This is a genomic window from Nostoc sp. ChiSLP03a (assembly GCF_034531215.2).
Taxonomy (GTDB): Bacteria; Cyanobacteriota; Cyanobacteriia; order Cyanobacteriales; family Nostocaceae; genus Nostoc.
This window is the reverse complement of the sequence record NZ_JAVRBQ020000192.1, coordinates 25,740-41,286: the sequence shown is the minus strand read 5'-3', so window position 1 is coordinate 41,286 and position 15,547 is coordinate 25,740. Positions and strand designations below refer to the sequence as shown.

Genomic DNA, 15,547 nt, shown 5'->3' with positions numbered 1-15,547 from the left:
AAGCAAGATTGCTTGGATCACTTTTTGCCGGAGGTCATAACTATAAGGTTTGGGCATCAGTTTCCCAGAGGTTCTACTGGAGCTTTCATCAAGGTCTACTTCCAGTTTATGGCTTAACCGCCTTGGCGGTTGCTATATCGCTATTTTCGTTGGGAACTGCAACGATAAAGCCTCGGTAATTTGGGAGGTTATTGATAATGATGTTACCGCCATTGCCACCTAATTTGTCTGTACCTGCGTTGGTGGAGATTTGACTGTTGCGACGGAGTAAAAGTAAGTCGCTATTGATGTTGATGTTACCGCCGTTACCGGATGCAGATTCGGCGTTGAGTTTACCTTGGTTGTCTAAAATAATTTTAGGTGAGTTGATTTCGATGTCGCCTGCGGTTCCTGAACCAGTAGAACTGACAAATAAGCCACTGCTAAAGCCGATATTTTCTACCCGATCGCTAAAGTTATTAACTAGGTCATCATAATTAAAATCACTACCACTAATTATTACTTTATCAGTAGCATTGACAGTTTTTTTACCTGCATCTCCTTGCCCTGAAGTACTAGCTGTCAGTGCAGCACCATCAGTGATTTCTAAGAAATTGGTGTATAAATTAATATCGCCGCCTTTTCCTGTTGAGTCTTTGCTGGTAGCAGTCGTTAACAGGCTCCGACCCACAACATCGTTGAGGTTGGAGCCTTCAAGTGAAGTTCCACTCAGTTTTATAGAAGTGGCATTAACAGTCAAGGAACCCGCATTCCCTTTCTCTACACTGGTTGTTGAAACTGATGCTTGTGCCCCATCTTGGATAAACAACTGTCCAGTCTTAATTACCAAGTTTCCAGCATTTCCTTGACCTGTAGTCCCTGTAATTATGCCACTAGGAAACGGACCATCCTTTACGACGTTAGAGACTAAGCCTCCACTAATTCCAATTAGTTGCTCTAAGACATCGGCGGACACTCCTTGCTTTGAGGTGCCGAGGAGTTCTACAGATTCGGAGGCGTTGATAGTTAAATCTCCGCCTTTTCCCAAGCTAGAAGTACCCGATGAGATGATTCCCCCATCACTGACTATTAACTTTTTAGTAGTAATAGCCATGCCGCCCGATTTTCCAGACCCCTGTGTTCCACTAGCTAAGACGCTAGGAACGTTATTGTCTCTGCCGATGCCTTTTATTTCTACTAACTTTGAAGCATTCACAGTTAATTTTCCTCCTGGCTTCTCTCCACCAGTACCTGCTGTCACCCAAGCCCCATCACGGACAATTAATCTTTCAGTATTAATAGTTAAGTCGCCTCCTGGCCCCAAACCTGTAGTTTCATTACGCAATCCACTGGGAACTCTATCGCCTATGGTGAACAGTCCTAGTCCTTGGGGAGCATCATTAGCTGAGGTGCCATTAAGTTCTATAGAGTCTTTTACGTTCACGAATAAATTTCCGGCTCGCCCTGGGGTAGTACTCCCTGCCGATATTACTGCCCCATTAGAGACAATTAACCGCCCAGTTTCAATGGTCAGGTTTCCGGCATTTCCACTTGCAGTAGGTAGAGAAGAAATTATAAAATTTTTTAAATAAGGAGGAGCATTACGAAGATTCTGGGCAAGAAGATTCTTGACATCCAAGGAAGCGGAAAACAAGCCAATTGGAACAGGAAAATTGGAAGAATTATCGGCGGAATTAATCGGAACATTGATGTCAATTGTACCGTTTGATGAGGAACTGCCAGTTAGTTCTATTGAGTCAGAGGCTTTCACAACTAGATTCCCAGCACTACCACTAGAAGTAGTAGCAGTCGCTACTATTCCATCTTGAATAATCAATTTTCCTGTGTCAACAAGTAAATCACCGCCATTCCCCCTATCAAAAACAGCATTGTAAACAAAGCTATTTTTACCGTTAATGCTCCTTTTGCACTAAGCATAATATCTCCTGCTTGAGCGTCATCGATACCTGCAAGTAGGCTGATGCCAGCACGCAGGCTACTTCTGTCTAAAATATCTATATTCTGAGCGTGGATAGCAATACTACCGCCACCGTTAGAGGCGACATTAACTTCAGCACCATTGGTGAGCGACACATCTGCTGGCGCTATGTGAGCCGGAAAATTTAAGCTGAAATTATCATCACTGATATTGAGATCAACTGTCCCCTCTTGTGCTAATCCTCCTAACTCCACTCGCCCACCAAAGGCATTCAAGGAGCCACCATCTATTCTCACGTTGCCACCCATTAGCAGCAAACTACGATTATTTTTGACCTTTAGGTTAGCTGAGTTATTTTGAATTGGGGCAGCAATTTGATTGAAAAAAAATGCAGAAGGATTTACATTCAACAGTCCGGTTGGCAGGTTTTTAACCGGATTTGCACTGAAAATGTCACCATTAGCCAACCCGATGGCATTTGCTGTTGTTCCTACAAACGAACCGTTGAGACTCAGGCTGGCATTTGGCCCAAAGATGATCCCATTGGGATTAATCAAAAACAGGTTAGCATTTCCCAATACTCCCAGAGTTCCTAGAATTTCAGAGCCTTTATCTCCTGTAACTCGACTCAAAATGTTCTTAATGCCCATAGGATTAATGAAATAGACTCCTTCTTTTTCTCCAATATTAAATTCCTTAAAACTATGCAAAAGATTAGCTCCTCTACGGACTCCGCCATCGATCAAAATACTAGATACATCTTTGTTTAACGGAATGATACTAGGTTTAACAATAGAATTTTTAGCTAAGGTATCATCAGCTATGGGTTGGGCAAGAGCACAATTGATAGAGGCTGAGATTGCACCATCAATAATTAACAAACTCCCTAACGCCAACAACCAGTTCCAATCTTTCCAGCTAATAAACATTCAGTAAACTTAACTCCATAAAGCAACAACACCTAGTGAACTACAGATGATTAGCACTAAGGATAAATGAGGAGCTAACACTGCTGAATTACTCATGATATGTTAAGAATAATCGTGATGCGATGGTTCGTGTTACTCCATCCTGGAAGTCATTGTGCGATTAGGCACACGCCGCCCAACCTTGTTGTGTTAAGCTGGCTTTGCTTCGGTATTGGAGGAAGCGAAGAGCATTGTAATACTTAAAAACTGTTACAGTTTGACAATCTCGCCGCAAAGGAAGTCGTACATTGCATTACAAAAAAACAGAAAACTGTCCAATAGCATTAAATGGAATGTTGAATTGTGTAATGTCAATAAAATCACCCGGAACCTGTCTTAAAAAAGTAACCCCCTCCACAATACCAACTAAGTCTCCCGATAATGTAGAGATGTTTAAACTTCCGTTTATTACTTGAGTGGTGTAGTTCTGTGCTGCTCCTTCTAGCACAATCTTGTCAATGCCTGGCTCAAAGTTCTGGATTAGAGCATAATCTGTATTACCGCCACCAACGTAAAATTGTTGAGGCGTGGAGGTTAATGAAGACAATGTAGGATGGCCAAGGAGGAATACATCTTGTGCTTGGGTGCCAATTAGGGTATCAATCTGACCGACTCCTGCAACTGTTGCTCCATTTGATAAAACGTCAAAACCAAGTCCAGCAATGAGTTTGTTACCTTCACCAAAGCCAGTTACGGTGTCATTCCCGTTGGTTCCAAAAAAAAAGCCAAAGCGATCGTTCTCAAATTGTCCAAACTGTTCATACTGTTGTAATCCTGAGGTAAAAGAGCTAGCATTAACAGCCGCTGCTACATCAGGGTATGCTAGCAAGTAAGCTTGTTCATTGAACATAGCAATAGCCTCCAGATAATAATGGGAATATTAATGAAAAAATACTATTTGATCGGAGTCTGGCAGTTACTTTCATGAAGTTAGAAGTTTAGAAATATTAGAAAAAGTGCTATCTGGAGTCAATTGAGCAAGCGCACAATTCCTAGCCAAAGCACTCTAAGGAGCAAAATCCAAATCACCGGACATTGTACCCTCCACCAAATAACAGCACTAAACTTCAGTCAACTAGGAATAAAGTTATTAGCTGTTTCCTATTTCATAATAAAACTGCAATGATTATTGGGTTGCTAAAAAATTTCTTATTCTTTACAAAGTTTATAACTAAACGCAATATCTGAACTATCTCCCCTGCTCCTTGTTCCCTTGCCTCTTTTTCAACCATTTAGTCTATGTTGCATCCAAAGGAGAACTGCTATATTTATTCAGCAATTTTCTTTACGGCAGATTGCACTTGCAGCACAACTTTTTTTGATAAAGGAATATATCCAAGTTCCAAACTGGATTTTTGCCCGTCAATCACAGCCCAATTTACAAAGTTTTTTAGTGCTTGAGCTTTGACTCGATTTGGATATTGGTGATAAGTTAAAAGCCAGCTGTAAGTGACGATGGGATAAGACTGGGTACCTGTAGGATCGGTGATAAAAGCAATCAAATTATCACCTGGTAATTTTACTGCTTCTAAAGTTTGTGCTACAGATTCTGGTGTCGGCGTAATATAATTACCAGATTTATTTTCTAAAGCAGCCACAGGAAGTTTATTTTGTTTGGCATAAATGTATTCTACATAGCCAATAGCTCCTGGTATCTGTTGAATCAGGGCGGTAACACCTTCGTTACCCTTTCCACCAATTCCTACTCGCCATGCTACAGATTTACCAGCCCCAATTTTGCTTTTCCATTCTGCACTTATGGCGCTTAGGTGTTGCGTGAATACGCTTGTAGTTCCACTACCATCAGTTCGGTTTACAACTTGAATTGGTAAATCGGGCAAACTTACACCTGGATTAGCTGCACCTATTCTAGGATGATTCCAATTCTTAATTTTTCCGAGAAAGATATCTACGTAAACTTGGCGTGGTAGCCTGAGAGTGGGTGGCACATTCACTTGAGGCGACTGCCCTATAGATGGTGTCAGGTTATAAGCTAACACAATAGAACCGGCAGTTATTGGCAAAGCAATGACTCCCCGTTTTACCTTGGCTGCTTGTTCCCTTGTAATTCCCACATCACTAGCTGCAAAATCTACAGTGCCGTCGATGAGCTGTTGCACTCCAGCACTGCTTCCGATAGCTTGATAGTTAATTTCTATATTGGGATTTTGCTGGTTGTAATCTGAAAGCCAACGCTCATACAAAGGTGCGGGAAAACTTGCTCCAGTACCAACAAGGGAAACACGCTTGATGTTTTTTTGCTCGGCAGTGCAAGAAGCAATACTCAACAAGATAGTGATTAAAGGTAGAAGGCAAACCCGTCCCTGAGATTGAAGTTTGGCAGACATAGAAATTTTTTGTTCCAATGTTTAATAAATACCTCTAGTAATTTCAATGTTTGTAGGCGTGTGGGTGTAATTAGTTGTAAATAATTTTGAAACGCAAAGGGACGCAAAGGTTAACGCAAAGGTACGCAAAGTAATCTTCTGCGTCTGCGTTCCTCTGCGATTTCCTTCTTTAAGAGACGCTGCGCGAACGCTAATGCGAATGCGCCTTTTTGTGTTTAAACTTCAATCGCTGTCTCTTTCTCTTCACCTTTTGGCTGTGAACTCAGCCGATCTAAAATCTCTAAAACTTCTTGTTCAAAAGCAACTTGGGCGCGATTAGTTTTGCCACCAATATATAAGCGATCGCCTTTTTGCAATGCCCAAATTTGCGAGTGTGAAAAGTAACTCATCACCACACCCAGCATGAGCAAACCAAACCCTGTGTAAACAATTGGGATGCCTGGATCGGCTTTAATTTGTAAGCCAGTGCTACCAATAACATCCAAAATTTTCAGCTTCACGCCATTAACTTCGGTGAACATCCCCGCGCGAACTGTATCAACAAGTTTGCCAGTGGCATCATAAATTAATACCATCCCTTGCAAGTCTTTCGCTAACAAAGAGACACCCTCGCTCAAATCTGGTTTAGTCGGAACCCAGGTTCCCCAAATGCGTCCGTTACCGTTGGTGTTCAATTGCGCCATTGGCAGCTGAAAAATCGGGCTGTTGTTAAATTGGACGCGAACACCTGCAATTCCCCAATCAGTTTGATAAAAAGTTATGCCATGATAGCGTAGAGGCTCGTTGACAAAAATCTTCTTATGGTCAACTTCCTCTCCCTGATTATTCAAGACAGACATATCCGAATAAAATTGATCGATGCCACCAGATGGAGTGTAGTCAATCCAAAAACGATTGACGCGCACAGACCAATCTTTCGGGACTTGCGCTGCGGCTAAAGGCCCAGCATCGACAATATTTGTCACTTGAAATGTATCGCCACTAGCAACCATTTCCTGAGCCAAAAACCCAGTCATCGCCCCCCAAATTCCCCCTAGCAAAATAGCAACGATCCCAATATGAACAATAATTGGGCCGATGCGTCCGACTATTCCTTTGCGGGCGTAAAGAAGATTTGCTTTTTCTGGATTTGGAAAAATTTTATAGCGGTGTTTTTGTAAGATTTCGCTGAGGGAATTTAGGGAACCAGTATCTAGTTCTGCACTTAAAGCTAATTTTTGAAATTGTCGTGGTTCTTCGTAATATTTCCAGCGCTGGGCAGCTTTTAAGGCTGGTAACTGACGAGTAAATGAACAAGCAGTTAAGCTAGTGCCAAATAAGATGAGTAATGCTAGAAACCACCAAGTTCGATATACGTGGTCTAATCCAACTACTTGAATTACTTTCCAAGTTAAGAAACCAAATAAAGCTGGATGTTCTGGGTAATTGGCTTGGTAAAATGCGGGTGATTGACCTTGCTCAATAACAGTACCAGTAGAGCTAAAGATGGCAATCAATAGCAGTAGTGCGATCGCTAATTTTAAGTTAGTCAGTACGGGCAAAAGCTCTTGGCGTAAGAACTGCCCAGGTAATGCCCACCATTTTATTTCTTTGGACGCTGAATCTTCTAAAGTCATTAGGTATAAAATCTAATACAACGTATTGATATTAAAAACTGCCAAGGGGAATCCGAGAAATTAAGGAAAATACACCGAATCCTACCAATAGTGCCCCACTAACTGGGTTAATCCAGCCAGACCAGCGACGCAATTCTAGTAATTTTTTAATTGAAGCTGTAAAAGTACCCGCCAAAATCAACGGTGCTACATAACCGGCTGTATAAGAAAGTAGCAAAACAGCGCCTAAAATTAAGTCTTGTGTACTAGCAATCCAACTTAACAAGCTCGCTAAAACAGGCGTGCTACAAGGAGATGCGACTAAACCGAAAGTCAGCCCCAGCAAATAAGAACGCAATCCTGCTGGCAAGTCTGGCGAAATCCAATTGGTTTCATTCAAGGATGGAAATTGTAGAGGCAGTGCTTCTAATAAGTTCAGCCCCATGAGAATGGCGATAATGCTGACGATAATCGGCAAACCAATTCCCACTTGACCGTAGACTTTTCCAACTAAACCTGCTATTATCCCTAGCCCTGCGAGTGTAGTTGCTAAACCTAAAGCAAACCAAGTTGATTGGGCAGCTGCTTGCAAGCGGCTTTTAGCTTCATAACCACCAATGTAACCAATGGTAATTGGCAGCATCGAAAGCATACAGGGTGTAAGACTGGTAAGCAAGCCAGCAACAAAGATGATGCCAACGCTTACCCCGCTAAGGTGTGTCAGTTGGTTAGAAACAAGGCTGTTGGCAAATTGTTCTAGTTGGTAAATTTGGGTTTGCAGGTTATCAAACATGGGGAGTCTCTGAGCGGGAAATGCTTACTCTGCTTGAATTGTAGCTTAGTTATTCCGTTAACGATATAGCCAAACACGCAATAGCGACAGCAATTGTTCAGTATCTACGGGTTTGGTGATGTAATCTGATGCGCCCGCTTCAATACACTTCTCGCGATCGCCTTGCATGGCTTTAGCGGTCAGTGCAATAATCGGCAAAGATTTAAATTGCTCGTTTTGGCGGATTAAGCGTGTTGTTTCGTAACCGTCCATTTCTGGCATCATTACGTCCATCAAAACAACATCAATATCTGGTGTAGTTTCCAACAGGGTAATCCCCTCTCTGCCGTTTTCAGCGTATAAAACCTGGATTTGATAGCGCTCCAGCATACTTGTCAGCGCAAAGATATTCCGCATATCGTCGTCTACAATTAGCGCTTTTTTGCCAGCGAGTAAGTAGTCTATAGAATGCAGTTGTTCGAGTATTTCTCGTTTGGGTGCTGGTAAATTTGCTTGGACTCGGTGTAAAAATAATGCTGTTTCATCGAGGAGACGTTCGGGCGATCGCACATCTTTAATGATGATTGTTTCGGCAATTCGTCTGAGTTCCGTTTCTTGAGCTTTGCTAATTTCTCTACCTGTGTAGACAATAATTGGTAAAGTTTTACCGTGAGGTAGAAGCTTTATTTGCTCGATCAGTTCAAACCCAGTCATATCGGGTAGCCCTAAATCGAGAACGAGGCAATCAAAATGCTGGGCGCGAATAGCTTCTAAAGCTGCTGCACCAGTACCCACTGCTGTGGTAGAAACATCGCTGTTACCAATCAACTCAACAATACTCAGCCGTTGAGTGTCGTCGTCTTCGACTACTAGCAAATTTTTCACTTGGCGCTCCACAAAACCTTTAATTTTGGTCAACGCCTCGGATATTGTCTCGCTGGTTAAGGGCTTTTGCAGATATGCGATCGCACCTAATTGCAAACCGCGTTGTCTTCCTTCCTCAACGGTCATGATATGTACAGGAATGTGGCGGGTATTTGGGTCATGCTTGAGACGATCTAATACCGTCCAACCATCCATTTCTGGCAACCTGATATCTAGCAAAATGGCTGAAGGTAAGAATTGCTGCGCTAGCATCAAACCTGTAGTGCCTGTTTGGGCAGCGATCGCCTTGAATCCTTGCTGTTGTGCCATCTCTAGCAGGATACGCGCAAAATTAACGTCATCCTCAACAATTAGTAACACGCGATCGTCTACGCCGATAGTAGTGCGATCGTCATTTAGGAGTGCTGAGTGCTGAGTGCTGAGTGCTGAGTGAGGAGTGAGGAGTGGGGAGTGGGGAGTGGGGAGTGGTTTTGATGTTGGCTCAGGACTCAAAACTCGGAACTCTGGACTTAATTGGGGGAAGTAGAATGTAAAGGTGCTGCCTTGACCGGGGTGACTGATTAGTTTAATTTCGCCGCCAAAGAGACGGGCGATTTCACGGCTAATTGATAAGCCCAATCCGGTACCGCCATATCTCCGACTGGTAGAGCCATCGGCTTGCTGAAATGCCTCGAAAATAACTTTCTGCTTGTCGGGAGCAATGCCAATGCCTGTATCGCTAACTGAGAAGGCGATGACATTTTGAGCGCGATTCAATGTTTCTTGGTCTTTGCTCCATCCCTGCTTCGCCACCGCAATCTGTAAGCGTACTTCTCCTTTTTCTGTAAATTTAAAAGCATTGGAGAGGAGATTTTTTAAGACTTGTTGTAAGCGTTTGACATCTGTATAGATGGTTGTGGGCAATTCGGGAGCCAATTCAATTGTGAAACCAAGTCCTTTGCTCTGAGCGATTTGTCGGAAGGTGCGCTCAATCTGATCGCCCAATTCTGTCAATGGCATTTGAGTTATGTCAATCGACATAGTTCCAGATTCAATTTTGGCCAGATCCAGAATGTCATTGATTAACGCCAGCAAATCAGTCCCGGCTGAGTAAATTGTCTGGCTGTATTCGACTTGTTTGGCGGTGAGGTTGCGATCGATGTTATCTGACAACAATTTCGCCAAAATCAACAAGCTGTTCAACGGTGTCCGCAGTTCGTGGGACATATTGGCGAGAAATTCTGATTTGTATTTTGAAGAAAGGGCGAGTTGTTCGGCTTTGTCTTCCAAAGAAAGTCTTGCTTGTTCAATTTCCCGATTTTTGCGCTCGACTTCTTTCTTTTGCATTGCCAACAACTCTGCCTTTTCTTCTAACTCAGCGTTGGTTTGTTGCAGTTCTTCTTGCTGTCCTTTGAGTAAATCTTCAGAGGCTTTGAGTGATTGGGCTTGTTGTTCTAAGCGCTTGTTAGTTTCCCTGAGTTCGCTTTGCTGGGTTTGGAGTTCTTCAGCCAAAGATTGCGATTGCTTGAGTAATTCTTCAGTTCGCATCGATGCGGCGATCGTGTTGAGGACGATCGCGATACTTTCGGTAAGCTGGTCGAAGAATGTCAGATGAATTTCGCTAAAGCGGCGGAAGGATGCTAATTCTATGACTGCTGTCACTTGTCCTTCAAAAAGTACAGGTAAGACCACGGCATTCAGGGGCGTGGCTTCTCCTAACCCAGAGGCAATTCTGACATAATCGCTGGGTACTTCCGTCAACAGTATTCGCTCTTTTTCTAAAGCGCATTGTCCCACCAAACCTTCACCCAAGTGGAAGCGGTTAGCTAGATGTCTGCGTTCGCGGTAAGCGTAACTACTAATTAATTTCAAATACGGTGTATGTTCAGCAGACTCCATCAAAAAGAATACGCCGTGTTGCGCTCCTACCAGGGGTGCAAGTTCTGAGAGAATTAGTTTCGATACGGTTTCCAAATCTCGCTGCCCTTGCAGCATTCGGGTAAATTTGGCGAGGTTAGTTTTCAACCAGTCTTGTTCGGTATTTTTCTGCGTTGTCTCGCGCAGATTAGCAATCATCTGGTTGATGTTGTCTTTGAGGATTGCGACTTCCCCTAGTGCTTCGACGGCAATTGAACGAGTTAAATCACCTTTAGTTACAGCTGTAGCAACTTCGGCGATCGCTCGCAACTGAGTTGTTAGTGTCGCAGCAAGTTCGTTCACATTATCCGTCAAATCTTTCCAAGTTCCAGCCGCGCCAGGGACTCTCGCTTGTCCGCCTAACTTCCCTTCAATTCCCACTTCTCGCGCTACTGTAGTTACCTGATTGGCAAATGTTGCTAGGGTATCAATCATCTCGTTGATTGTCTCTGCCAAGGTTTCGATTTCTCCTTTGGCATCTAACATCAGTTTCCGTTTCAAGTCACCGTTCGCAACTGCGGTTACAACTCTGGCGATACCGCGCACTTGTGCCGTTAAGTTCCCCGCCATCGAGTTCACGTTATCTGTTAAATCCTTCCAAGTCCCGGCAACACCTTGGACTTGGGCTTGTCCGCCTAACTTCCCTTCAGTTCCCACTTCCCGCGCTACCCGCGTTACTTCACTTGCAAAGGAACTGAGTTGATCCACCATTGTATTGGTGGTGTTCTTCAAGTCTAAAATTTCGCCTCTGGCATCGACGGTAATTTTCTTAGATAAGTCGCCATTTGCTACCGCCTTGGTAACTTCGGCGATGTTGCGAACTTGTCCGGTGAGGTTCCCCGCCATTGAGTTAACGTTGTCTGTTAAATCTTTCCAAGTGCCTGCAACGCCTCTGACGTAAGCTTGCACGCCCAATTTACCTTCGGTTCCCACCTCACGGGCAACCCTTGTTACTTCTGATGCAAAAGAATTTAGCTGATCCACCATTGTATTAATGGTGTTTTTGAGTTCCTGGATTTCACCTTTGACATCAACGGTGATTTTCTTGGATAAGTCGCCGTTTGCTACCGCCGTGGTAACTTCGGCAATGTTCCGCACCTGTGCCGTCAAGCTTCCCGCCATGAAGTTTACACTTTCGGTCAAGTCTTTCCAAGTACCTGCCACTCCTTTAACTTCTGCTTGTACGCCCAATTTACCCTCGGTTCCTACCTCCCGCGCCACCCGCGTCACTTCACTTGCAAAGGAATTGAGTTGATCCACCATTGTGTTAATGGTGTTTTTGAGTTCCAAAATTTCACCTTTGACATCAACGGAGATTTTTTTAGATAAGTCGCCATTTGCCACCGCCGTGGTGACTGTAGCAATATTTCGCACCTGTGCCGTTAAACTTCCCGCCATGAAGTTTACGCTGTCGGTTAAATCTTTCCAAGTGCCAGCTACGCCGCGCACATCTGCTTGTACGCCTAGTTTACCTTCGCTTCCCACTTCCCGCGCCACCCGCGTTACTTCACTGGCAAAGGAGTTGAGTTGATCCACCATTATATTGATGGTATTCTTGAGTTCGAGAATTTCGCCTTTGACGGCAACAGTAATTTTCTTCGATAAGTCACCATTGGCGATCGCAGTTGTCACTTCGGCAATGTTCCGCACTTGTGCCGTCAAGCTTCCCGCCATGAAGTTTACGCTATCGGTTAAATCTTTCCAAGTTCCGGCAACGTCTTTCACTTCCGCTTGTACGCCAAGTTTACCTTCAGTTCCCACCTCACGGGCGACTCGCGTCACTTCACTTGCAAAAGAACTGAGTTGATCCACCATTGTATTAATGGTATTTTTCAACTCCAGAATTTCACCTTTGACATCAACAGTGATTTTCTTGGATAAGTCGCCTGTTGCAACCGCCGTTGTCACTTCCGCGATGTTCCGCACCTGCGCCGTTAAGCTTCCCGCCATGAAATTCACGCTGTCGGTTAAATCTTTCCAAGTGCCAGCTACGCCGCGCACTTCTGCTTGCACGCCCAGTTTCCCCTCGCTTCCCACTTCACGCGCAACCCTCGTTACTTCTGATGCAAAGGAATTCAGTTGATCCACCATTGTGTTAATGGTGTTTTTGAGTTCCAGAATTTCACCTTTGACATCGACAGTGATTTTCTTGGATAAATCGCCGGTTGCAACCGCCGTAGTCACTTCGGCAATATTTCGCACCTGTGCCGTTAAACTTCCCGCCATGAAGTTTACGCTGTCGGTTAAATCTTTCCAAGTACCCGCGACACCGCGCACATCGGCTTGCACGCCCAATTTACCTTCACTTCCCACCTCACGCGCAACTCGTGTTACTTCACTTGCAAAGGAACTGAGTTGATCTACCATGATATTGATGGTGTTTTTGAGTTCCAGAATTTCACCTTTAACATCGACGGTGATTTTCTTCGATAAATCGCCATTGGCGATCGCAGTGGCAACTTCGGCAATATTTCGCACCTGTCCGGTGAGATTACCCGCCATTAAGTTAACGTTATCAGTTAAATCTTTCCAAGTCCCTGCAACTCCCCGCACTTCTGCTTGTACGCCTAACTTCCCTTCAGTTCCCACTTCACGCGCCACTCTTGTTACTTCTGATGCAAAGGAATTTAGTTGATCCACCATTGTATTAATGGTGTTTTTCAACTCCAGAATTTCGCCTTTGACATCCACAGTGATTTTCTTGGATAAATCGCCATTTGCTACCGCCGTGGTCACTTCCGCAATATTCCGCACTTGTGCCGTCAAGCTTCCCGCCATGAAATTCACACTATCGGTCAAGTCTTTCCACGTACCCGCTACCCCCCGGACTTCTGCTTGACCGCCTAATTTTCCTTCTGCACCCACTTCACGCGCAACTCTTGTTACTTCCGATGCAAAGGAATTTAGTTGATCCACCATGATGTTGACGGTGTTTTTCAACTCTAAAATTTCGCCTTTGACATCAACAGTAATTTTCTTGGATAAGTCGCCATTCGCTACCGCCGTTGTTACTTCCGCAATGTTACGCACTTGGGCAGTCAAATTTCCTGCCATCAAGTTAACATTGTCAGTTAAATCCTTCCAAGTTCCTGCTACTCCTTTAACCTCGGCTTGCACGCCCAATTTACCTTCAGTTCCCACCTCACGCGCCACCCGCGTTACTTCCGATGCAAAAGAATTAAGCTGATCCACCATCGTGTTGACGGTGTTTTTGAGTTCCAGAATTTCGCCTTTAACATTGACAGTGATTTTTTTCGATAAGTCACCATTGGCGATCGCAGTGGCAACTTCGGCAATGTTGCGAACTTGTGCGGTGAGATTACCCGCCATCAAGTTAACGTTATCAGTCAAATCTTTCCAAGTGCCAGCTACACCTTGCACTTCGGCTTGAACGCCTAATTTTCCTTCGGTTCCCACCTCACGCGCCACCCGCGTTACTTCCGAGGCAAAAGAACCGAGACGATCTACCATTGTGTTAACGATATTCGCAGTTTGGAGAAACTCACCTTGCAGAGGTCGGCCATCAATTTCTGTAGCGATCGTTTGCGATAAGTCACCATTAGCAACTGAGCGAATTACCCGCGTAGTTTCAGCTGTTGGTTGAACTAAATCTGTAATTAGAGTATTGACAGAAGTAACGCAATCTGACCAAGAACCACGAACATCTCCGAGAGAGGCACGTTCAGCAATTTTTCCTTCTTTGCCAACAACGTTACCAATCCGTTGTAGTTCGGCCGCCATCCGCTCATTCTGGTTAATAATATCATTGAGCGTATCAGCTATTTTCCCCGCCACACCAGTATGATCTATGGGCATCCGAGCAGAGAAGTCACCCTGTTTAACAGCATTCAGCGTTCTTAGTAGCTGATTTAAATCTAGATTGTCGCTGTCTCTAGTTAACTGTTCGGTTGCCATAGCCGTATCCTTAATCTTGAATCTTGAGGAATTTTTTATATTTTTTGCACTTCGTACTTATTTAGAGTACTTTTAGCCAATGCGTATCACAATAGAGAGCAGGGAATAAAAAGTGGATCGAACTAATTTTTATGGGTGCGAGTGTAAGCAGTTAAGAAAGACTGCTAACTAAATGGTATTGCCGTCGATATATCTGGCATACCACTTAGCTAATGATAGCTAGTTGGAATCTGTTATGCAGCATTAATTGTCGGCGATGCCTAACTTGAGCGAGTAAGCGATCGCACGTAGAACAGACTTCTTGGCATAAGTCGGGAAAAGGGTAAAGGGTAAGGGGCAAAGGAATAACAAAAAACCTTTAACCTTTAACCTTTCCCCTTTACCCACGAGAATGCAAAAATGACTTTTGCAAGAGGTCTAATACACTATGACAATTAACAGTACGTTTTATGATTTTTGGAATTTGAGGAAAACAGCAAATCAATAAATTCTAACTGATAACTGAGGTTTGCTAAAGTCAAAAATATCCGGCAACTCCAAGGATTGGCAAATGGTTAGAGAATACTCAGCCCAGAGACATCTGCCTCCGCTTGAAAGTGGCGATCGCCTAACTCGCCCTGAATTTGAACGGCGTTATGCGGCTGCACCCCATATCAAGAAAGCAGAACTGATTGAAGGAATCGTTTACATCGCATCTCCTGTAAGACACGAGCTACACGGTAAACCTCACAGTCGGGTGATAACTTGGTTAGGAGTCTATCAATCATTTACTCCCGGCGTTGATTTGAGTAATGCCGCAACAGTCAGACTAGATTTAGACAATGAACCCCAGCCAGATGCAGCGTTGTTTATTGAACCAGACGCAGGCGGACAAACCCGTTTAAGCAGCGACGGTTACATTGAGGGATCTCCCGAATTGATTGTTGAAATTGCTGCGAGTAGCGTTGCAATTGATACTGGCAGCAAAAAGCAAGTTTATCGCCGTAATGGGGTGTTGGAGTACGTAATTTGGCAATCTTACGAGAATAAAATTGAATGGTTTTGCCTAATTGACGGCGACTATCGATTGCTATCTCCCGGTGCAGATGGAATTATTCGCTCTGGGGTGTTTCCGGGTTTGTGGTTGGCGGTGGAGGCGCTGTTAAACAATCAGATGGTGCGGGTGTTGGAGGTGGTGCAAGCGGGGTTGAAGTCACCGGAACATGATGCGTTTGTGCAGCAGTTGCAGAAATAGAAAGTTGTTTTAAAAG

General features: G+C 44.0%; 8 protein-coding genes. 1 reads left to right on the top strand and 7 read right to left on the bottom strand.

The features are described 5' to 3' along the window. Positions 1 to 106: 106 nt before the first annotated feature. From RMY32_RS31990 to RMY32_RS31960, 7 genes are all read right to left on the bottom strand, one after another. The gene (locus RMY32_RS31990) at positions 107 to 1,816 is read right to left on the bottom strand and encodes a hypothetical protein (RefSeq protein ID WP_322710076.1); all 1,710 of its coding nucleotides are present in this window, start codon (positions 1,814 to 1,816) and stop codon (positions 107 to 109) included. Then, positions 1,813 to 2,847 carry a filamentous hemagglutinin N-terminal domain-containing protein gene (locus RMY32_RS31985; RefSeq protein ID WP_322710074.1) on the bottom strand — a complete coding sequence of 345 codons (1,035 nt, stop codon included), beginning with the start codon at positions 2,845 to 2,847 and terminating at the stop codon, positions 1,813 to 1,815. The genes RMY32_RS31990 and RMY32_RS31985 overlap by 4 nt, the downstream gene beginning before the upstream one ends. Before the next feature lie 292 nt (positions 2,848 to 3,139). Then, positions 3,140 to 3,736, bottom strand: a complete 597-nt coding sequence (locus tag RMY32_RS31980; protein WP_322710073.1) for a hypothetical protein — start codon at positions 3,734 to 3,736, stop codon at positions 3,140 to 3,142. Positions 3,737 to 4,154: 418 nt separating this feature from the next. Further along, the gene (pstS, locus tag RMY32_RS31975) at positions 4,155 to 5,234 is read right to left on the bottom strand and encodes a phosphate ABC transporter substrate-binding protein PstS (protein WP_322710071.1); all 1,080 of its coding nucleotides are present in this window, start codon (positions 5,232 to 5,234) and stop codon (positions 4,155 to 4,157) included. 215 nt (positions 5,235 to 5,449) lie between these two features. Next, entirely contained in the window at positions 5,450 to 6,850 is a 1,401-nt protein-coding gene (locus RMY32_RS31970; RefSeq protein ID WP_322710069.1) for a cytochrome c biogenesis protein, read from the bottom strand. Between the two features lie 31 nt (positions 6,851 to 6,881). Continuing rightward, a complete protein-coding gene (locus RMY32_RS31965) occupies positions 6,882 to 7,622 on the bottom strand; it encodes a cytochrome c biogenesis protein CcdA (RefSeq protein ID WP_322674274.1) in 741 nt (246 codons plus the stop codon). Between the two features lie 57 nt (positions 7,623 to 7,679). Next, positions 7,680 to 14,297, bottom strand: a complete 6,618-nt coding sequence (locus RMY32_RS31960) for a HAMP domain-containing protein (protein ID WP_322710067.1) — start codon at positions 14,295 to 14,297, stop codon at positions 7,680 to 7,682. A gap of 550 nt (positions 14,298 to 14,847) precedes the next feature. On the opposite strand from RMY32_RS31960, the gene RMY32_RS31955 reads away from it, so the two are divergent. Then, entirely contained in the window at positions 14,848 to 15,531 is a 684-nt protein-coding gene (locus tag RMY32_RS31955; RefSeq protein WP_322710065.1) for a Uma2 family endonuclease, read from the top strand. Positions 15,532 to 15,547 lie beyond the last annotated feature (16 nt).

Excerpts from the sequence above, each read along its gene's own strand:
- RMY32_RS31985 (WP_322710074.1), bottom strand. The coding sequence starts at position 2,847 with ATGTTTATTAGCTGGAAAGATTGGAACTGGTTGTTGGCGTTAGGGAGT.
- RMY32_RS31960 (WP_322710067.1), bottom strand. The coding sequence starts at position 14,297 with ATGGCAACCGAACAGTTAACTAGAGACAGCGACAATCTAGATTTAAAT.
- RMY32_RS31955 (WP_322710065.1), top strand. The coding sequence starts at position 14,848 with ATGGTTAGAGAATACTCAGCCCAGAGACATCTGCCTCCGCTTGAAAGT.
- RMY32_RS31965 (WP_322674274.1), bottom strand. The coding sequence starts at position 7,622 with ATGTTTGATAACCTGCAAACCCAAATTTACCAACTAGAACAATTTGCC.
- RMY32_RS31970 (WP_322710069.1), bottom strand. The coding sequence starts at position 6,850 with ATGACTTTAGAAGATTCAGCGTCCAAAGAAATAAAATGGTGGGCATTA.
- RMY32_RS31980 (WP_322710073.1), bottom strand. The coding sequence starts at position 3,736 with ATGTTCAATGAACAAGCTTACTTGCTAGCATACCCTGATGTAGCAGCG.
- pstS (WP_322710071.1), bottom strand. The coding sequence starts at position 5,234 with ATGTCTGCCAAACTTCAATCTCAGGGACGGGTTTGCCTTCTACCTTTA.